Raw genomic sequence first — 16,881 nt, forward strand, 5'->3', positions numbered from 1 at the left:
GCCTGGGGGGCGCGGCACTTTCACATGTCCGCGACTGTGCAGACAGGAACGAGGAAGAGATGACCGACCCAGTGACCCTGACCGGTGGCGAGGGCACGATCGGCGAGTTCGACGAGAAGCGCGCCGAGGCGGCGGTCCGCGAGCTCCTGATCGCGGTCGGCGAGGACCCGGACCGCGAGGGGCTGCTGGCGACCCCGGGTCGCGTGGCGCGCGCGTACAGGGAGATATTCGCCGGTCTCTACCAGAAGCCGGAGGACGTCCTGACGACGACCTTCGACCTCGGTCACGACGAGATGGTCCTGGTGAAGGACATCGAGGTCATGAGCACCTGTGAGCATCATCTGGTGCCGTTCCACGGCGTCGCGCACGTCGGCTACATCCCGTCCATCGACGGCAAGATCACCGGCCTGTCGAAGCTGGCCCGCCTGGTGGACGTGTTCGCCCGCCGCCCCCAGGTTCAGGAGCGTCTGACCACCCAGATCGCCGAGTCGGTCATGGAGATCCTGGACCCCCGCGGGGTCATCGTGGTCATCGAGTGCGAGCACATGTGCATGACCATGCGGGGGGTCCGCAAGCCCGGCGCGAAGACCATCACCTCGGCGGTCCGCGGCCAGCTCCGCGACCCCGCGACCCGCAACGAGGCGATGAGCCTCATCATGGCCCGCTAGGCCCTCGGAGGCGGGCGGGAGCGCGATCACCGGGCCCCCCGCCCGCCGTACGGGCCTCAGGCGCGGGCCGGGGCCTCCGGGCCTTCTTCGTCGTCCGGGAGTTTCAGGACGTGTTCCAGGAAGAGGGCCGCCGCGACGACCGCCGCGCCCGCCAGGACCGAGAAGCCGGCGTACCAGGTCTGGTCGCGGCGGGCCGGGACGTCCAGGGCGGTGGTGAGCAGGAAGACGCCCACGCCGCCGTAGGCGCCCGCCGCCAGGGCTGCCACCAGGGCGCTGGCCTGGCCGAAGACCACCGCGCGGGCCGCCATCAGCGGCTCCACGCCCTTGGCGCCGGGCATGCGGTCGCGCTGGGCCTTCAGGCGGGAGCGCAGGGACAGGGCCGTCGCCAGCAGGACCACCGCGATGGCGGCGAGGACGATGGGCGCGGCCAGCGGGACGCCCGGGAGGGTGCCGTACGCGTTCCACAGCCGTGCTCCGGCCCAGGACAGCACTCCGGCGATCGCGAAAATGCCCGCCAGGACCGCCGGCCTCAGTTGCTTCACGTCGCCTCTCCCGATCTCCGTGCGTGCGTACCCGGTGATCCTAAGTCTTCGTCGGCCCCGCCCCGCGGGCGCGGCTCACTCGGGGAGGCGCAGTTCCAGGTCGGGACGCTGGGTGAGCCCCTCGCGGCCGAGGGCGGCCAGGAGCGCGGAGACGGGCCCGTGGCCCGGGATCTGCGCTTCGGGGTCGATGTCGTTCCAGGGGGCCAGCACGAAGGCGCGCTGGTGGGCGCCCGGGTGCGGGAGGGTGAGGACCGGGTCGGCGGAGACCACGTCGGCGTAGGTGAGGATGTCGACGTCGATCGTGCGGGGCCCCCAGTGCTCGTCGCGGACGCGGTCGAAGGCTTCCTCGATGGCGTGGCCGCGCTCCAGCAGGGAGCTGGGGGGCAGGGTGGTCTTCACCGAGATGACCGCGTTGAGGTACGAGGGCTGCGAGGCCGGGTCGACGCCCCACGGTTCCGTCTCGTACACGGGGGAGACGGCCTTGACCCGAAGGCCCGGGGTGTCGCCGAGGGCGTCGATGGCGCCCTGGAGGGTCTCCAGGCGGTTCCCGAGGTTCGCGCCGAGCGCGACGACCGCCCATTTGGGGTTGGACAAGGTGACGTCCGCCGCGTCGACGGTTTCCACCACGGATGCCGGCACCGGCTGGACCGTGGGGTCGCTCTGTGCGTTCATTCCGTTGTTCATGCGCGGCTCCGGGTGATCGTGATGGTCACGTCGTCGAAGGGGACGGTGATGGGCGCGTCCGGTTTGTGGACGATGACCTCCACCTGGGCGACCGCCTCGTGCTTCAGGCACTGCTGTGCGATCCGCTCGGCGAGGGTTTCGATCAGATCGACCGGCTCTCCCTGGACCACGTCGACGACTTCTTCCGCCACTACCCCGTAGTGCACGGTCTTAGCCAGGTCGTCGCCCGCCGCCGCGGGACGGGTGTCGAGGTGGAGCACCAGGTCGACGATGAAGGTCTGGCCTTCCTCGCGCTCCCGGGGGAAGACGCCGTGGTGCCCGCGAGCCTTGAGGCCGCGCAGCGCGACACGATCCACGCGAATCACTCCTGCTTTTCGTAGGTGCTTCCGGTCCGGGACTCCCCGGATCCATGGGCTGAGCCGAGTGCGGTCGGCGTCGTCCATCTTCGAATTTACCTGCGAAATACCTCGGACCCCGACGGTGGGGTCAGGAGGGCTCCTCCTCTTCGTCCTCGTCGGAGTCCGTGAGGACGGGAGAACCGTGGTGCGACCAGAGCCGCCAGCCCTCCGGTGTGCGTCGGAACACATTCGTGGCGACGACGAGCTGGCCGACGAGCGGGCCCAGTTCTCCGCCGTCCTCGGCGGGTCCGCCGCTGAGGATGTTCTCGGTGCAGGTGACCAGGGCGGTGTCGCCTATGACGGTGACTTTGGTGTCGGTGAGGAAGAACTGGATGTACTCGGTGTGCGACATGATCAGCGCGTAGGAGCGCAGCACTTCGCCGCGTCCGGACAGCACCGGCCAGCCCGGGTGCACGCAGGAGATCTCGTCTTCGATCCAGAGCGCGGACAGCGCGTCGAAATCCCCCTGCTCCATGGCCTCGTAGAACGCCGTGTTGACCTCTTCGACGGATTCGATGTCGGTACGGCTCACCGTGTCCCTTCCTCGTTGCTACGGGTGGTACGCAGTGCCCCTTCCACGGCGCGGGCCACCCGAACCGCGTCGGCGCTCGCCCGTACCTCGTGGACCCGTACGGCCCAGGCGCCCTGGGCGGCGGCGAGGGCGGAGACGGCGGCGGTGGCGGCGTCGCGTTCGCGGGCGGGCGGCGGAGACGCGTCGTCGGCGCCCGCCAGTACCCGGCCGAGGAAACGCTTCCTCGAGGCGGCCACCAGCAGCGGGAAGCCCAGGGCGCGCAGTTCGCGGAGGTGGGCCACCAGGGCCAGGTCGTGCTCGGCGTTCTTCGCGAAGCCCAGGCCGGGGTCGACCAGGAGGCGTTCGGGGGCGATGCCGCCCGTGACGACGGCGTCGATGCGGGTGCGGAGTTCGGCGGTGACCTCGGCGAGGACGTCCTCGTAGACGGCGAGGCTGTTCATGCCGTCGCTGAAGCCGCGCCAGTGCATGACGACGAAGGGCACTTCGGCCGCGGCGACGGCCGGAATCATGCCGGGGTCGGCGAGGCCGCCGCTGACGTCGTTGACCAGGACCGCGCCGGCGGCGACGGCCCGGGCGGCGACGGAGGCGCGCATGGTGTCGACGGAGACGACGACTCCTTCGGAGGCGAGGCCGCGGACGACGGGGACGACCCGGCGCAGCTCTTCTTCCTCGTCGACGCGGGAGGCGCCGGGGCGGGTGGACTCGCCGCCGACGTCGACGAGGTCGGCGCCCTGGGCGACGAGGTCGAGGCCGCGTTTGACGGCCGCGGTGGTGTCGAACCAGCGGCCGCCGTCGGAGAAGGAGTCGGGGGTGACGTTGACGACGCCCATGACCCCGCAGCGGTCCCATTCCGGCAGCCCTGTGACCCGGCCCCTGTCGGCCGCCCCGCGCTCGTTGTTCATGACTCCAGGGTATGGGCTGGCCCGGAAGCGGCCGGGCCCCGCAGGAGGCCGGGCCCCGGGACGTGCCGGGGCCCCCGGAGCCGGGCGGCTCCGGGGGCCCGTACGGCGTTGGGCTCAGGCGGCCTGGACCTTGCGGTCCGCCTGGGCGGGTACGGAGTGCACGCGGTGGTGGGTGCAGGTGCGGACGGGCTTGGGGCGCCGGCGGCTGGCGAACAGGCGGGGCAGTGCCAGCGTGACGAAGCCCTCGGCCTGCATCGCGGCGAAGCCGATGCGGGGCAGGTCCCGGGGGGTGCGGAAGACCACGAAGCGGGGCTCCCAGCGGGGGCGGAACTTCGCGTTGAACTTGTACAGCGACTCGATCTGGAACCAGCGCGAGAGGAACACCAGCAGGCTGCGCCACATGCGCAGGACCGGGCCGGCGCCGATCTTCTCGCCGCGGGCCAGGGCCGAGCGGAACATCGCGAAGTTCAGGGAGACCTTCTCGATGCCGAGCGCCGGGGAGGCCTCCAGGGAGGCGACGATCAGCAGCTCGTTCATGCCGGGGTCGGCGGCGCGGTCGCGGCGCATGAGCTCCAGCGACATGCCGTCCTTGCCCCACGGGACGAAGTGCAGGACGGCCTTGAGATCGCCGAAGGGGGAGGTGTCGCCCTCCTCGACGCGGTGCGCGGTGGCGATGTAGCAGTCGCCGTCGCCGGGGTCGCCGACCCGGCCGAGCGCCATGGAGAAGCCGCGCTCGGTGTCGGTGCCGCGCCAGGCCTCGGCCGCGCCGCGTACCCGCTCCAGTTCGGCTTCGGTGAGCTCGCTGACCCGGCGGACCTTGGTGGTGTAACCGTTGCGCTCGATGCGCTTCACCATCTGCCGGACGTTGCGCATCGCCCGGCCGGCGAGGGAGAAGTCTTTGACGTCGACGATCGCCTCGTCCCCGAGCTCCAGGGCGTCGAGGCCGGTCTCGCGGGTCCAGACCTCGCCGCCGGTCTCGCTGCAGCCCATGACGGCGGGGGTCCAGGAGTGGGTCTTGGCCTCCTGCATGAACCGTTCGATGGCGCCGGGCCAGGCCTCGACGTCGCCGACCGGGTCGCCGGAGGCGAGCATCACGCCGGAGACGACGCGGTAGGTGACGGCGGCCTTGCCGCTGGGGGAGAAGACGACGGCCTTGTCGCGGCGGAGCGCGAAGTGGCCCAGCGAGTCGCGGCCGCCGTGCTTGGCGAGCAGCTCGCGGAGTTTGACCTCGTCGTCGGCGGTGAGCCGGGCGGCCGGGTGCTCGGGGCGGAAGGCCAGGTAGATGGTGGTGACGGCGGTCAGCATGCCGAGGGCGCCGAGGGAGTAGCCGACGGTCCAGGACACCCGGCCGACGTAGTCGACGGGTCCCTCGAAGCCGAAGAGCCCGTAGACGACGTGGCTGATCTCCTCGTAAACACCCGGATTGCCTACGACGCGACCGGGGTGCGAGTTGACGATGACCAGTCCGAGGCCGATGGAGCCCGCGCTCATGAGGACGAAGTTGGCGAGCGCCTTCCACCGGCTGCGCGGGTCGGGGAGTGCCTTGAATTCACCCTGATGGCGCAGCAGGAGCCCGAGGAGGACCGCCGCGATGACCACGCCGATGATCGAGTGGCGGTAGGTGAACTGCGCGACGGCGCCGGCCGGCAGCAGCACCACCGCGGCCCGCCAGGCGCGGCGCTTGTGGCGCTTGAGCCCGTGGGCGAGCAGCAGGAGCAGGACGCCCGAGCTGATGGCCAGGGCCGCGGCGAACGGGCCGACGGAGCCGGGCAGCACCTCGGTGACGGCGTGGATACGGCTGTGCCTGAAGCGCGGGAAGACTCCCGCGGCGATGTCGAGCAGTCCGACGACTGTGACGGCTGTGCCCACTACGCCGGGGACGGACTCCGGTCGTGGGCCTCGGAGGATTCGGCTGACAGGCTTCGGAACCTGTCCCGACTTATCGCCATCTATCCTGCTAGACATCGCTTCCCGGTGTTCCGCGAGAGATCATGTGGCCGAAGGCCGCTGGAGCCTCCGGAGTGTGGTGCGTCCACTAGGACGGCATCGAGGGGGAGCGGGTTCACTCTTTCCTCGAGAAAAAACCTAGTCCTGCCATAGAAAGTCGACTGACTGCTCATGGGTCTCACCAGTAATACGGTTCTGGCGCTGGCCATCCTTGCCGGTGTGCTGCTGTTCGCGGCCACGGTGTGGTTCTGGCCGAAGCTGGCGGGCCGCTCCTGGCGCTCGGTCCTCGGCCGGATCGGCCTCCTCCTGGCGGCGCAGGTGGCGTTGTTCGCGGCGGTGGGTCTCGCGGCGAACAAGTCGTTCCTCTTCTACGGGTCCTGGGCCGATCTCTTCGGCCAGGAGACGTCGATCGGGAAGGTCGTCGACCACAGCATGAGCAGCGACGACATCAAGGTGGTCGACAAGCAGCACCTCGACGTGCCCGGCGGCGCCAAGCCACAGGTCGGCGGGCAGATCCTGAAGGTCGCCATAACCGGCCAGAAGTCGAAGATAACGTCGCTCGGCTACGTGTGGCTGCCGCCGGAGTACTTCCAGCCGCAGTACAAGGAGACGAACTTCCCGGCCTCCGTCGTCCTGACGGGCTACCCGGGCATCGCCGAGAACCTGATCAAAGGGCTGGACTACCCGATGACGGCCTTCAAGCAGGCCAAGACGGGCAAGATGAAGCCGATGATCCTGGTGATGCTCCGTCCGACGGTGTCGGGCAACCGGGACACCGAGTGCGTGGACATACCCGATGGCCCGCAGAGCGAGACGTTCTTCGGAGTGGACCTCCCGCAGGCCGTCCAGAGCACCTTCCGGGTCGGCAAGAAGCCGGAGAACATGGGCTTCATCGGCAACTCCACGGGCGGTTACTGCGCCCTGAAGATCGCCGCGCACTACCCGCAGAGCTTCGGCGCCGCCGCGGGCCTGTCCGCGTACTACGAGGCCGCGGACGACCCGACGACCGGTGACCTCTTCCACGGGGACGCGAAGCTGAAGGCGCGCGCGAACGTGCTGCAGTCGATGAAGACCAAGCAGCCGGCCGGTACGTCCTTCCTGGTCACCAGCAGCGAGAAGGGCGAGCCGAACCTCGCCGGCACGAAGAAGTTCATCAAGCTGGTCAAGGGCCCGGACCGGGTCTCCTCGATCATCCTCGACAGCGGCGGCCACAACTTCAACACCTGGCGCCGCGAGATCCCGCCGATGCTGGTGTGGATGAGCGGCCGCATCCAGGCGTGAGGCGGCGGGCGTACGGCAGGGCGCTCAGGCCTCCTGCAGCTGGGCCCGGCGCAGGGCCCGGTGCACGCCCTCGGGGGTGAGTACGCCGATCAGCTCGCCGGAGTCCGGATCCGTGACCCCGATCCGGCCCGAGTCCTCCTGCAGCAGCAGCGCGAGCGCCTCGCGCAGACTGGCCCCCAGCGCCACTTCGGCGGTGGGGGCCTTTCCGTCGGCGGCGGCGAGATCGGCCTGTGCCACCGCCGTGACCGCGAGCCGCTTCAGCCCCCGGTCGGCGCCGACGAAACCGGCCACGTAGTCGGTGGCCGGGGCGCCCAGCACCTGCGCCGGGCGGGCGAACTGCTCGATGGTGCCCTCTCCGTAGACCGCGATGCGGTCGCCGAGCCGGACCGCCTCCTCCAGGTCGTGCGTGACCAGCAGGATCGTTTTGCGTACGGTCTTCTGGAGCGTCAGGAACTCGTTCTGCAGCCGCTCGCGCACCACCGGGTCCACCGCGCCGAACGGCTCGTCCATCAGCAGCACCGGTGGATCCGCGGCGAGCGCCCGGGCCACGCCGACGCGCTGGCGCTGCCCGCCGGACAACTGCTCCGGGTAGCGGCCCCCGTAGACGGCCGGGTCCAGCCCGACCAGTTCGAGGAGTTCCGCGGCCCGGGCGCGGGCCCTGGCCTTCGGGGTGCCGATGAGCTGGGGCACCGTGGCCGTGTTCTCCAGCACCGTCTTGTGCGGGAACAGCCCGACCTGCTGGATGACGTAGCCGATGCGCCGGCGCAGTTCGACCGGGTCGGCCGCGGCGATGTCCTCGCCGTTCAGCAGGATCCGGCCGGAGGTCGGCTCGATGAGGCGGTTGACCATCTTCATGGTGGTCGTCTTGCCGCAGCCGGACGGGCCCACCAAGGTGACCAGTTCGCCCTCGGCGACCTCGAAGGACAGGTCCGCGACGGCCGTGGTCCCGTCGGGGTAGCGCTTGGTCACTTGCTCGAATCGGATCACCCCGCCATCTTTCCCTACCCGCGGGGTCCGTTTGTGAAGGGCGTGTTGCCCGCGTGCGAAGGATTCCGGCCATTGTCGGTGCCGGGGGTTATGGTCGCTCCTACGTACGGTCGGCGGCGGGGATGAGGAGCGATGGCAGGGCAGGACTGCCTGGTGGCGAACGACTGGATCTGCTGGGAGTACGTCTCGTCCCGCTCCCAGGAGCTCACCGACGCCACCCTCGAACACGTGTGGATCACGGGTGTGTCGGTACTGATCGGCATCGCCGTGTCCGTCCCGCTCGCGCTGCTGGCCCGCCGCGGCCGCCGCTGGGCGGCCCCCGTACTGGGCATCACCACCTTGATCTACACGGTCCCCTCGCTCGCCATGTTCTCCCTGCTGCTGCCGGTCTTCGGGCTCTCGGCATCGCTGGTCGTGACCGGTCTGGTGCTGTATTCGCTGACCATCCTCGTCCGCAACGTGCTGGCCGGTCTCGAAGCCGTGCCCGAGGACGTACGGGAGGCCGCGCGCGGGATGGGGTACGGCCCGAGCCGGCTGCTGTGGCAGGTCGAACTGCCGCTGGCGCTGCCCGCCCTGCTGGCCGGCGTACGGATCGCGACCGTCTCGACGGTCGCGCTGACGACCGTGGGCTCCATCGTGGGCAAGGGCGGCCTCGGCAATCTCATCGCACCCGCCGTGAACAGTTCGTTCAAGGCGCAGGTGCTCACCGCCTCGGTGCTGTGCGTGCTCCTCGCACTGGTCGCGGACCTGGCTCTGCTCGGCCTCCAGCGGCTGCTGACGCCCTGGACCCGGGCCACCCGAACCAAACGTGCCCGCCGCACCAACGGTGCCGCGCGCACCGCCGACGTCAGCGGGGGAATCTGATGGGAGTGCTGGGACAGGCCTGGGACTGGCTGGCCGACGGGGCCAACTGGTCCGGGGAGAGCGGCGTCTGGCACCGGCTCGGCGAGCACGTGTACGTCAGCGGGATCGCCCTGGCGCTGGCCTGCGCGGTGGCCCTCCCGGTCGGCTTGTGGCTGGGGCACCTCGGCAGGGGCGGCGGCCTCGCCGTCAACGTCTCCACCATCGGGCGGGCCGTACCGGTCTTCGCGGTGCTGGCGCTGTTCATGGTCTCCCCGCTGCGCAACGCCGGGTACCTGCCCACCATCGCCGCGCTCGTGCTCTTCGCGATCCCGCCGCTGCTGACCAACGCCTACGTCGGCATGCGCGAGGTCGACCGCTCGGTGGTGGAGGCGGCCCGGGGCATGGGCATGTCGGGCCGCCAGCTCTTCTGGCGGGTGGAACTGCCCCTCGCGCGCGGCCTGGTGATGACGGGGCTGCGCTCGGGAGCCGTCCAGGTCATCGCCACCGCCACCATCGCGGCCATGGTCGGCCAGGGCGGCCTCGGCCGGATCATCACCGCCGGCTTCAACACGTACAACACCCCGCAGGTCGTCGCGGGCGCCCTGCTGGTCGCGGCGCTGGCCCTGCTCGTGGAGGGCGCGCTGGTGGCGGCCGACCGGCTGCTGCCGGGGGCCGCCGTCCGCTGAGCCCGAGGCCCCATGCGGTGCCCCCTCCGCCCTTGAAGACTCTTTGAACACCGCTTTGACCACACCGCTCGTACACCGCCCTCCAAGGAGATTTGAGATGAGCAAGTCCACGCGTGTCCTCGGCGCGGCCCTGGGGGCCGTCGCCCTGACCGCATCGCTCGCCGCGTGCGGTGGCGACAGCCTGGAGAAGACCAACGAGGGGGACTCCTCCGCCGCCGCCTCCGCGCCGTCCGAGGGCGGCAAGGGGGGCAAGCTGGTGATCGGCGCCGCCGGCTTCGCGGAGTCCAACGTGCTGGCCGAGCTGTACGCGCAGATCCTGAAGGACGCCGGCTACAGCACCTCGATCACCACGGTCAACAACCGCGAGCTGTACGAGCCCTCGCTGGAGAAGGGCGAGATCGATGTCGTCCCGGAGTACGCGGCGACCCTCGCGGAGTTCCTCAACGCCAAGGTGAACGGCTCCAAGGCGCCGACGGAGAAGCCGGTCGCGTCGAGCGATGTCACGGCGACGGTGGCGGCCCTGGAGAAGCTGGCGGCCCCGCTGGGGCTGAAGGCGCTGCCCGCGGGCTCGGCGGTCGACCAGAACGCCTTCGCGGTGAGCAAGGAATTCGCCACGAAGAACAATCTCAAGACCCTTTCCGATCTGGGCAAGTCCGGTCTGAAGGTGAAGATCGCGGCGGGTGACGAATGCTCGGTGCGGCCCTTCTGCGCACCCGGATTGCAGAAGACGTACGGGATCGACGTTTCCGGTATCGACCCGAAGGGCGTCGGCACCGCGCAGGCCAAGCAGGCGGTGAAGGACGGCACGGACCAACTGGTCCTCACCACCACCACGGACGCCACCCTCGAGGCCTTCGGCCTGGTCCTGCTGGAGGACGACAAGAAGCTCCAGAACGCCGACAACGTGCTCCCGGTCATCAACGCCAAGGACGCCGGGGCCCCCGAGATCACGGCCGCCCTCGACAAGATCACCAAGGCGCTCACCACGGCCGACCTGGTCGAGCTGAACCGCAAGATCGACGCCGAGCGCGCCAAGCCGGCGGATGTCGCGAAGGCCTACCTCGAGTCCAAGGGACTGCTGAAGAAGTAGGAGTTGCGCCTTTCGTGCGGCACGTGGGGTAACTGCTCGGAAACAGATTCCCGGGCGGCTACCCCGCACCCTGTCCACGCACTGTAAATTTCAGGCCATGCCCCGTGGACGCCACCGCAATCCCGAACCCCTTCACCGGCTGCTCACGCCGACGGCCGTCGCCGGTGTGTCCGTCGCCGGCGCCGGCGCCGCCTGGCTGCTCGCGGAACCGATGGCGCTGCGCCTGCTCGTGGCCGTCACCGCGGCCGCCGGGCTCGTCGGCGCCGTCGTCATGCGTTCGTGGGACCTGTCGGCCGGACGCCGGGTCACCGAGCTCGGACGCGAGCGGGTCAAGGACGAGTGGAGGACGGACGAGCGGATAGCCGAGCTCGAATCCGACCTCGAAGAGGCCCGGGTGCTGCGCGGCAAGCTCGATGCCAAACTGCGGTCCAAGCGGGTCGAGCTCGCGGGCCTGCGCGGGGAGCACGCGTCGCTGCTGCGGCGTTACGCGACCGCCGAGACCGAGCGGGCCAGTGCCCTGGAGCGGCGCCGGCTGCTGGCCATCGAGGCCGCGGCCGCGGCGGCTCCGCCCGCCGTTCCGAAGGAACTTCCCGCGGTCACCGAGGAGCGCACCTCGGCCGGCGCGGCCACCACGGTGGGCTTCGCCCGCGCGCACGCGGCGCTCGCGGCGCTGGCCCACAAGGCGGCCCCGGCCGCTGCGAAGACTCCGGCGGCCATCGCCCCGGCGAAGCCCGCCAACCAGGCGAAGCCTTCGGCCCCGGCGAAGCCCGCCGCGCTGGAGGCGCACTCCCGCCCCGCGCTCACCGGGCCGGTTCCGGCGGGCCCGGTGCCCGCGGGCCCGGCGGCAGCCGTCCCCGCGCGTCGGCTCGCGGCCGCGGTGGCCCCGTACGCCGCGCAGCGCCGGCCGACCTCGCGCGTCGAGGGCGGCTTCGACTTCTTCGGCACGAAGACCGCGGCGCAGGCCCGCGCGGTCATCGAGTCCGTGCAGAACGAGGACCTGGCCGATGTGGTCGGTGCGGAGGCCCTCGCGGTCCACAAGGCGGAGTCCGCCCAGGGCGGGGCGGATCCGGAGTTCAAGGCGGCCACCGAAGAGCACCGCGCCGTTGGCCAGGTCATCGACCTCACCGCCCACGACGAGACCGAGCCGATCGACGTGGTGCAGCTCCGTACCGCGATCTCTTGACGATCCTCGCCCCTTGAATCGGGGCGATTCCCTTCAGCTCGCCTGAGCGGGCTTCGGGGTTTCACGCGTATGCCTCCGGCTGCTGGCCGGGACTCGCACCCTGGGGGTGCTGCGCGTGCTGTTGATGACCGAGCCGCCCGTCCGGCGGGCTCGAACCTCGATCTCGACCGAGGCATTGTGATCGGCATCGTCCTCGTGCCTGCACCGAGTGCAGGCGAACAGCCGGCCGCATCCCTTACGGGATTCGGGATCGACCTGCCCACATGCGGCGCAGGTCTGAGACGTGTGGAACGCAGGTACGGCGATGAGTACTGACCCGTACATCAGGGTCTTGTACTCAAGCTGCCGCCGCCGCTCGCCAGGCGTGTTGTCGAGGACGGACCGGTTTAGTCCGGCCTTCGCCCTGACGCTCCTTCCCGGCTTCTCTGTGGTGCCTTTGGCTGACTTGCTCATGTTCTTGACACGCAGGTCCTCGACACCGATCAGGCCGTGGTTTTTGGCGAGGTCGGTGGTGAGTTTGTGCGTGAAGTCCTGGCGGCGGTTGACCTGCCGGGTGGTGAGCTTCGCGATCTGGCCGATTGTCGCGCGCAGGCGGCGACTGTACTTCCCGCCCTGGTATTTTTTCGCGTAGGCGATCTGGCGGGCCTTACGCTGCTCCAGTGCTTTGAGCCGCTTCTTCTCAGGGGCGGTCAATATCGGCGGCATGAGGCGTGGCATGGTCTCGGAGGAGACGAACGCGGACGCGGCGACGCCGAAGTCGACCCCGCACGCAGGCTTCCCATTCGGCCGGTCCGGCCTGCGGCCGGTGTGGACACCGAAGGAGACATGCCAGCCATTGCCGTCCCGTGAGACGGTGGCGTTACGGATCGTCCCCCCAATGGCGCGGGAGAGCCGGAATCGCAGCCAGCCCAGCTTCGGCAGGCGTACCTCGGCCCACTTGTGGTTCAGCTTGCGGACCTTGACCGCCTGGCCGGGAAACGGGACAGACAGGCGATGCCCGCGCTTCTTCCGCGCCGGAAACCGAGCCGGATGTCCGGGGTTCCAGAAATTGTCGTACGCCAAGTCCAAATGACGCAGGATCTGCTGACCTGCCTGCGCGGGCAGATCACCGATCCAGTGGAGATCCGCACGGGCGGTCGTCAGGTACCTGTTTTGCTCGGCCGACCTCAGGGTGTAGCGACGCTGCTCCCACAGGTGGCGATCTGACCCGACAGCCGGTCAGCTCGCTCTCCTAGGACGTCACGAGCCGGACCAGGGGCCGGGCCGCCATCGGGAGTGGGGTGCGGCTCGGGACGACCTGGGCTGCTGGGAGGGTGGTCTGACTCAACGAGTCGAACCAGCGGACGGACTCGGGCGCCGAGCGGACCGCCGAGGTGAAGTGGTCGGCGCCCGGGCCCTGGTCGACCACCTTCGCCCGGACCCCGTTGCGGGCCAGGTCGGCGGCGCAGGCGCGGGTGTTGGCGATGGGCACGTCGGTGTCGGCCGAGCCCGCGTAGAGGCGGACAGGGGCGGCGGGCTTCCAGTCGCAGGTGCCGTCGTTGGCCTCCAGCGCCGTGCGCAGGCCCCCGCGCGGGTCGAGGATGTTCGCGGTCCACTCCGCGGTGAGCAGCTCCTGCGGCGTCGCGGGGAGGGCGGCCACGATGTCCTGCTCCTGGTGGTTCCCGTCGAACAGTCCTTCCACAGCCTGTGCATAGGGCGCGCGGAAGACTTCCGCCGGGTCCTTGTAGAGCGGGTGCAGCCGGTTCTGCGCGGTGAGGAAGTAGGAGAGGTAGAACACGGCGGTGCGCGGTTCGATCCGGCCGTCGGAAATGCCGGGCAGCTCGGAGCCGGCCAGGTCGTACGGGCCGGCGATCGGGGCCAGCGCGCGCAGCCGGAATCCGCTGCGGCCGAGGGAGAGTTCGCGGCCCAGCGCCATCGCGACCTGGGCGCCCTGCGAGAAGCCGGTGGCGTACACGTCCCGGGTCACGGTGCGGCCCAGCCGGTCGGCCGCGGTACGGGAGGCCTTGAGCATGTCGACGGAGGCGGTGACCGAGGAACGGGTGTCCATGTACGGGTGGCTGCCGGGCCCGCCGCCCAGGCCCAGGTAGTCGGGGGCGGCGACAGCGCGGCCGGCGGAGGCGTGCAGGTACGGGGTGAGCCGGGTATGGCTCGAGCCCGAGGACGGGGCGTCGCCCCGGTTGGCGAGCGTGCCGTGGGTGTCGGAGACCACGTCCAGGCGGTGCGGTCCCCCGCGGGGCAGGACGAGGAGGCCGGTGGCGGTCGTGGGGCGGCCCTGAGGGTCGACGGTGGCGTAGGAGAGGCGGTACGCGGCGACCCCGTACCGGACCGTCGAGGTGTCGAAGCCGACCGGGGAGAGCAGGGCGGCGACGTCGGCGCGGCCGATGCTCTCCAGGGGGGTGAGGGAGATCAGGTGCCCTCGGCCGCCACTGTGCGCGGCGTCGGCGGACAGGGCGGGGGCGGGGGCGGGGGCGGACGGGGCGGCGAGCGCCGCGGGCGCGACGACGGCGCCGAGGACGGCGGCGAGGGCCACGGCCGCGGCGCCGCGCTGGAGCCACGGACGGGTGCGCTGCTTCTGCTGGATCGTCATACCCCGAAGCTACGACGCCCCCGCAGCACCCAACATCCGGCCGTCCCAACCCTGTTGCGGGGGGTTGCCCCCGTAAGGCGCCGGCCGGCGCAGCGCTAGAACAGCGGAAGCTGGCCCGGGTGGGGGCCCAGGGTGAAGCCGTCCAGGGTGGGGGCCGAGGCGCCGAGGGTGACGCGGGCGCGGGAGCCGGGGCAGGAGACGAGGTCCCCGCGGTCCCGCCCGGTGGGCGGGTCGTGGCGGGCGATCCGGCCGGCGGTGACGGCGCAGTCGCGGCCGCAGGAGGGGCAGGCCCGGCGGGGTGAGAGGGACATCCCCCAAGTCTGCCCTGCCCCAAGGACATCGGCCCGCCCGGCCTGCGGGCCGCGGCGCCCCGCCGGTGGCATCCGGCCGGTGGCATCGGCCGGCGGATCCGCCCACGGCCGTGGGGCCGCCGAGGGGTCAGGTCCTGCGGGTGGCCAGCCAGGTCTCGTGGGCGCGGCTGACCCGGGTCCACAGGGCGGTGCGGTCCGTCGGGGTCAGGTCGTCGAGCTCCCGGCCGAAGCGGCCCTCCAGCGTGGCGTAGAACTCCTCCGGGCCGTCCAGCACCCGTTCGGTGTTTCCCTTCACCGGGTCGATCCGGCTCAGCACCCGCCCCCGTAGGACGTCGATGCCGTCCGCGTCGCGCCGCAGGGCCGCGAAGGCCCGTACGAAACCGGAGTCCTCCGAGGTCGACAGCCGCAGGTGCTCGGCCTCGAAGCCGGCCGTCCCGGCCGTTCCGGCGGGCTCCGTGCGGAAGCTCACGAGCGGGGCGGAGCTGCCCGGGTGCCGGTAGAGCCAGCCCGTTTTGGGCAGCCGCTCCAGGGAGTAGCTGAAGGCCCCCTGGCGGTACGGGCCTTCGCGCAGGGGCAGCGGCTCGTACGGGCCGTCGCCGAGCCCGGCGTCCACGTAGTACTCGGTGGCCTCGGCGGCCTCGGTGTCTTTGGCGTCCCCCGCCGCTGCCACGCGGACGGTGAGGGCCAGGTGGTCGCCGCTCTCGCCCCGTACGGCGGCCTCGGACTCGGATTCCGTGTACACGCCGCCGACATGGCGGGTGACCTCGTAGCCGAGGTGGTCGAGGAGCGCGGCGAAGGCCCCGTTGAGGTGGAAGCAGTAGCCGCCGCGTCCGGCGCCGAAGCGGCGTACCGACAGCTCGGGGTCGATGCCGGCGGCCCGGCCGAGCTGTATGTCCACGTTCTCGTACGGGATGCGTTCCAGGTGCGCCCGCTGAAGGGCGAACAGCCCCTCGGCGGAGGGCGCGCCGGGCTCCTCGATGCCGAGCCGCCGCAGGTAGGCGGCGTACGCGCCGGGGCGCGGGGCCGTTGATGTGCCAGGGGTCATGCGAGCAGCCTAAAACGCGGGTGCGGCTACTTGTCGATGTCGCCGACCACGAAGAACAGCGAGCCGAGGATCGAGACCATGTCCGCGACCAGCTGCCCGGGGAGCAGCACCGCCAGCGCCTGGATGTTGTTGTACGACGCCGAGCGCAGCTTGAGCCGGTACGGGGTCTTCTCGCCCTTGGAGACCAGGTAGTAGCCGTTGATGCCCAGGGGGTTCTCGGTCCACGCGTACGTCTCGCCCTCGGGCGCCTTCAGCACCTTCGGCAGCCGCTGGTTGATCGGGCCGGGCGCCAGCTCCGCCATCCGGTCCAGGCAGGCGACCGCCAGGTCCAGCGCGTTGCGGGTCTGCTCCAGCAGGACCTCGAAGCGGGCCAGACAGTCGCCCTCGGTGCGGGTGGCGACCTTCAGCACGTCCTGGAGCTCGCCGTAGGCGAGGTACGGCTCGTCGCGGCGCAGGTCGAAGTCGACGCCGGAGGCGCGGGCGATCGGGCCGGAGACCCCGTACGCGTGCACGGCCTCGGCCGACAGGACGCCGACGCCGCGGGTGCGGGCGCGGAAGATCTCGTTGCCGCGCACCAGGTCGTCGTAGATGTGCATGCGCGTGTTGACGTCGGCGATGGCGGCCCGGGCCCGGCCCAGCCAGCCGGCCGGGATGTCCTCCTTGAGGCCGCCGACCCGGTTGAACATGTAGTGCATGCGGCCGCCGGAGATCTCCTCCATGACGGCCTGCAGTTCCTCGCGCTCGCGGAACGCGTGGAAGATCGGGGTGATGCCGCCGAGCTCCAGGGGGTACGAACCGAGGAACATCAGGTGGTTCAGGACCCGGTTCAGCTCGGCGAGCAGGGTCCGCATCCACACGGCCCGCTCCGGCACCTCCATGCCGAGCATCCGCTCGACGGCCATGACGACGCCCAGCTCGTTGGAGAACGCGGACAGCCAGTCGTGGCGGTTCGCGAGCATCACGATCTGGCGGTAGTCGCGGGCCTCGAAGAGCTTCTCGGCGCCGCGGTGCATGTAGCCGACCACCGGCTCGGCGCTGACGATCCGCTCGCCGTCGAGGACGAGGCGCAGGCGGAGCACGCCGTGCGTAGAAGGGTGCTGGGGGCCGATGTTGAGCACCATGTCGGTGCTCTCCGCCGCTCCGCCGATGCCGACCGTGGTCTCCGTCATGGCGGCATTGTCTCAGCCCTAGGGTG

18 protein-coding genes are annotated in these 16,881 nt (G+C 71.0%); 6 read left to right on the top strand and 12 right to left on the bottom strand.

The annotated features are described in order from the left end of the window. Nucleotides 1-59: 59 nt before the first annotated feature. A complete protein-coding gene (gene folE / locus OTB20_RS12895; RefSeq protein WP_267817283.1) occupies nucleotides 60-668 on the top strand; it encodes a GTP cyclohydrolase I FolE in 609 nt (202 codons plus the stop codon). Between the two features lie 56 nt (nucleotides 669-724). Here folE and OTB20_RS12900 read toward each other — a convergent pair whose 3' ends face one another. From OTB20_RS12900 to OTB20_RS12925, 6 genes are all read right to left on the bottom strand, one after another. Beyond that, entirely contained in the window at nucleotides 725-1,210 is a 486-nt protein-coding gene (locus OTB20_RS12900) for a DUF3180 domain-containing protein (protein WP_267755445.1), read from the bottom strand. A 75-nt stretch (nucleotides 1,211-1,285) separates the two neighbouring features. Beyond that, a complete protein-coding gene (gene folK, locus OTB20_RS12905) occupies nucleotides 1,286-1,894 on the bottom strand; it encodes a 2-amino-4-hydroxy-6-hydroxymethyldihydropteridine diphosphokinase (RefSeq protein WP_267817285.1) in 609 nt (202 codons plus the stop codon). After that, nucleotides 1,891-2,250: a dihydroneopterin aldolase gene (folB, locus tag OTB20_RS12910; RefSeq protein ID WP_053678462.1), complete on the bottom strand. Its 360-nt coding sequence runs from the start codon at nucleotides 2,248-2,250 to the stop codon at nucleotides 1,891-1,893. The genes folK and folB overlap by 4 nt, the downstream gene beginning before the upstream one ends. A gap of 130 nt (nucleotides 2,251-2,380) precedes the next feature. Further along, the gene (locus OTB20_RS12915) at nucleotides 2,381-2,824 is read right to left on the bottom strand and encodes a nuclear transport factor 2 family protein (RefSeq protein WP_267817287.1); all 444 of its coding nucleotides are present in this window, start codon (nucleotides 2,822-2,824) and stop codon (nucleotides 2,381-2,383) included. Beyond that, nucleotides 2,821-3,726, bottom strand: coding sequence for a dihydropteroate synthase (gene folP, locus OTB20_RS12920; protein WP_267817289.1), 906 nt, complete (start codon nucleotides 3,724-3,726; stop codon nucleotides 2,821-2,823). The genes OTB20_RS12915 and folP overlap by 4 nt, the downstream gene beginning before the upstream one ends. Before the next feature lie 114 nt (nucleotides 3,727-3,840). Continuing rightward, entirely contained in the window at nucleotides 3,841-5,691 is a 1,851-nt protein-coding gene (locus OTB20_RS12925) for a phosphatidylglycerol lysyltransferase domain-containing protein (RefSeq protein WP_267817290.1), read from the bottom strand. Nucleotides 5,692-5,844: 153 nt separating this feature from the next. On the opposite strand from OTB20_RS12925, the gene OTB20_RS12930 reads away from it, so the two are divergent. Beyond that, nucleotides 5,845-6,954 (top strand): alpha/beta hydrolase, encoded by a 1,110-nt coding sequence (locus OTB20_RS12930; protein WP_267817292.1) that lies wholly within the window; start codon nucleotides 5,845-5,847, stop codon nucleotides 6,952-6,954. 24 nt (nucleotides 6,955-6,978) lie between these two features. Here OTB20_RS12930 and OTB20_RS12935 read toward each other — a convergent pair whose 3' ends face one another. Continuing rightward, nucleotides 6,979-7,941, bottom strand: a complete 963-nt coding sequence (locus OTB20_RS12935) for an ABC transporter ATP-binding protein (protein ID WP_267817294.1) — start codon at nucleotides 7,939-7,941, stop codon at nucleotides 6,979-6,981. Between the two features lie 132 nt (nucleotides 7,942-8,073). On the opposite strand from OTB20_RS12935, the gene OTB20_RS12940 reads away from it, so the two are divergent. The 4 genes from OTB20_RS12940 (at nucleotide 8,074) to OTB20_RS12955 (ending at nucleotide 11,743) form a co-directional block, all read left to right on the top strand. Beyond that, a complete protein-coding gene (locus tag OTB20_RS12940; RefSeq protein WP_267817296.1) occupies nucleotides 8,074-8,805 on the top strand; it encodes an ABC transporter permease in 732 nt (243 codons plus the stop codon). Further along, the gene (locus OTB20_RS12945) at nucleotides 8,805-9,470 is read left to right on the top strand and encodes an ABC transporter permease (protein WP_267817297.1); all 666 of its coding nucleotides are present in this window, start codon (nucleotides 8,805-8,807) and stop codon (nucleotides 9,468-9,470) included. The genes OTB20_RS12940 and OTB20_RS12945 overlap by 1 nt, the downstream gene beginning before the upstream one ends. A gap of 97 nt (nucleotides 9,471-9,567) precedes the next feature. Continuing rightward, complete coding sequence (locus OTB20_RS12950) at nucleotides 9,568-10,560, top strand: ABC transporter substrate-binding protein (RefSeq protein ID WP_267817298.1); 993 nt, start codon at nucleotides 9,568-9,570, stop codon at nucleotides 10,558-10,560. Between the two features lie 97 nt (nucleotides 10,561-10,657). Further along, on the top strand, nucleotides 10,658-11,743 hold the full coding sequence (locus OTB20_RS12955) for a hypothetical protein (RefSeq protein ID WP_267817299.1): 1,086 nt from the start codon (nucleotides 10,658-10,660) through the stop codon (nucleotides 11,741-11,743). A 33-nt stretch (nucleotides 11,744-11,776) separates the two neighbouring features. Here the strand turns inward: OTB20_RS12955 and OTB20_RS12960 are convergent, their stop codons facing one another. The 5 genes from OTB20_RS12960 to OTB20_RS12980 form a co-directional block, all read right to left on the bottom strand. Next, nucleotides 11,777-12,937: an RNA-guided endonuclease InsQ/TnpB family protein gene (locus tag OTB20_RS12960; RefSeq protein WP_267817351.1), complete on the bottom strand. Its 1,161-nt coding sequence runs from the start codon at nucleotides 12,935-12,937 to the stop codon at nucleotides 11,777-11,779. A 37-nt stretch (nucleotides 12,938-12,974) separates the two neighbouring features. Next, entirely contained in the window at nucleotides 12,975-14,330 is a 1,356-nt protein-coding gene (locus OTB20_RS12965) for a lipase family protein (RefSeq protein ID WP_267817300.1), read from the bottom strand. 95 nt (nucleotides 14,331-14,425) lie between these two features. Beyond that, complete coding sequence (locus OTB20_RS12970) at nucleotides 14,426-14,641, bottom strand: hypothetical protein (protein ID WP_267817301.1); 216 nt, start codon at nucleotides 14,639-14,641, stop codon at nucleotides 14,426-14,428. Nucleotides 14,642-14,768: 127 nt separating this feature from the next. Next, the gene (locus OTB20_RS12975) at nucleotides 14,769-15,686 is read right to left on the bottom strand and encodes an arylamine N-acetyltransferase family protein (protein WP_267817302.1); all 918 of its coding nucleotides are present in this window, start codon (nucleotides 15,684-15,686) and stop codon (nucleotides 14,769-14,771) included. Between the two features lie 26 nt (nucleotides 15,687-15,712). After that, nucleotides 15,713-16,855, bottom strand: a complete 1,143-nt coding sequence (locus OTB20_RS12980; protein ID WP_267755410.1) for an NADH-quinone oxidoreductase subunit D — start codon at nucleotides 16,853-16,855, stop codon at nucleotides 15,713-15,715. Nucleotides 16,856-16,881: the final 26 nt, after the last annotated feature.

This window comes from Streptomyces sp. H27-H1 (assembly GCF_026627445.1).
GTDB lineage: Bacteria > Actinomycetota > Actinomycetes > Streptomycetales > Streptomycetaceae > Streptomyces.

Bases quoted from the DNA above. Each gene is read 5' to 3' on its own strand.
- folE (WP_267817283.1), top strand. From the start codon at position 60: ATGACCGACCCAGTGACCCTGACCGGTGGCGAGGGCACGATCGGCGAG.
- folK (WP_267817285.1), bottom strand. From the start codon at position 1,894: ATGAACAACGGAATGAACGCACAGAGCGACCCCACGGTCCAGCCGGTG.
- folP (WP_267817289.1), bottom strand. From the start codon at position 3,726: ATGAACAACGAGCGCGGGGCGGCCGACAGGGGCCGGGTCACAGGGCTG.
- OTB20_RS12925 (WP_267817290.1), bottom strand. From the start codon at position 5,691: ATGTCTAGCAGGATAGATGGCGATAAGTCGGGACAGGTTCCGAAGCCT.
- OTB20_RS12930 (WP_267817292.1), top strand. From the start codon at position 5,845: ATGGGTCTCACCAGTAATACGGTTCTGGCGCTGGCCATCCTTGCCGGT.
- OTB20_RS12940 (WP_267817296.1), top strand. From the start codon at position 8,074: ATGGCAGGGCAGGACTGCCTGGTGGCGAACGACTGGATCTGCTGGGAG.
- OTB20_RS12945 (WP_267817297.1), top strand. From the start codon at position 8,805: ATGGGAGTGCTGGGACAGGCCTGGGACTGGCTGGCCGACGGGGCCAAC.
- OTB20_RS12950 (WP_267817298.1), top strand. From the start codon at position 9,568: ATGAGCAAGTCCACGCGTGTCCTCGGCGCGGCCCTGGGGGCCGTCGCC.
- OTB20_RS12955 (WP_267817299.1), top strand. From the start codon at position 10,658: ATGCCCCGTGGACGCCACCGCAATCCCGAACCCCTTCACCGGCTGCTC.
- OTB20_RS12965 (WP_267817300.1), bottom strand. From the start codon at position 14,330: ATGACGATCCAGCAGAAGCAGCGCACCCGTCCGTGGCTCCAGCGCGGC.
- OTB20_RS12970 (WP_267817301.1), bottom strand. From the start codon at position 14,641: ATGTCCCTCTCACCCCGCCGGGCCTGCCCCTCCTGCGGCCGCGACTGC.
- OTB20_RS12975 (WP_267817302.1), bottom strand. From the start codon at position 15,686: ATGACCCCTGGCACATCAACGGCCCCGCGCCCCGGCGCGTACGCCGCC.
- OTB20_RS12980 (WP_267755410.1), bottom strand. From the start codon at position 16,855: ATGACGGAGACCACGGTCGGCATCGGCGGAGCGGCGGAGAGCACCGAC.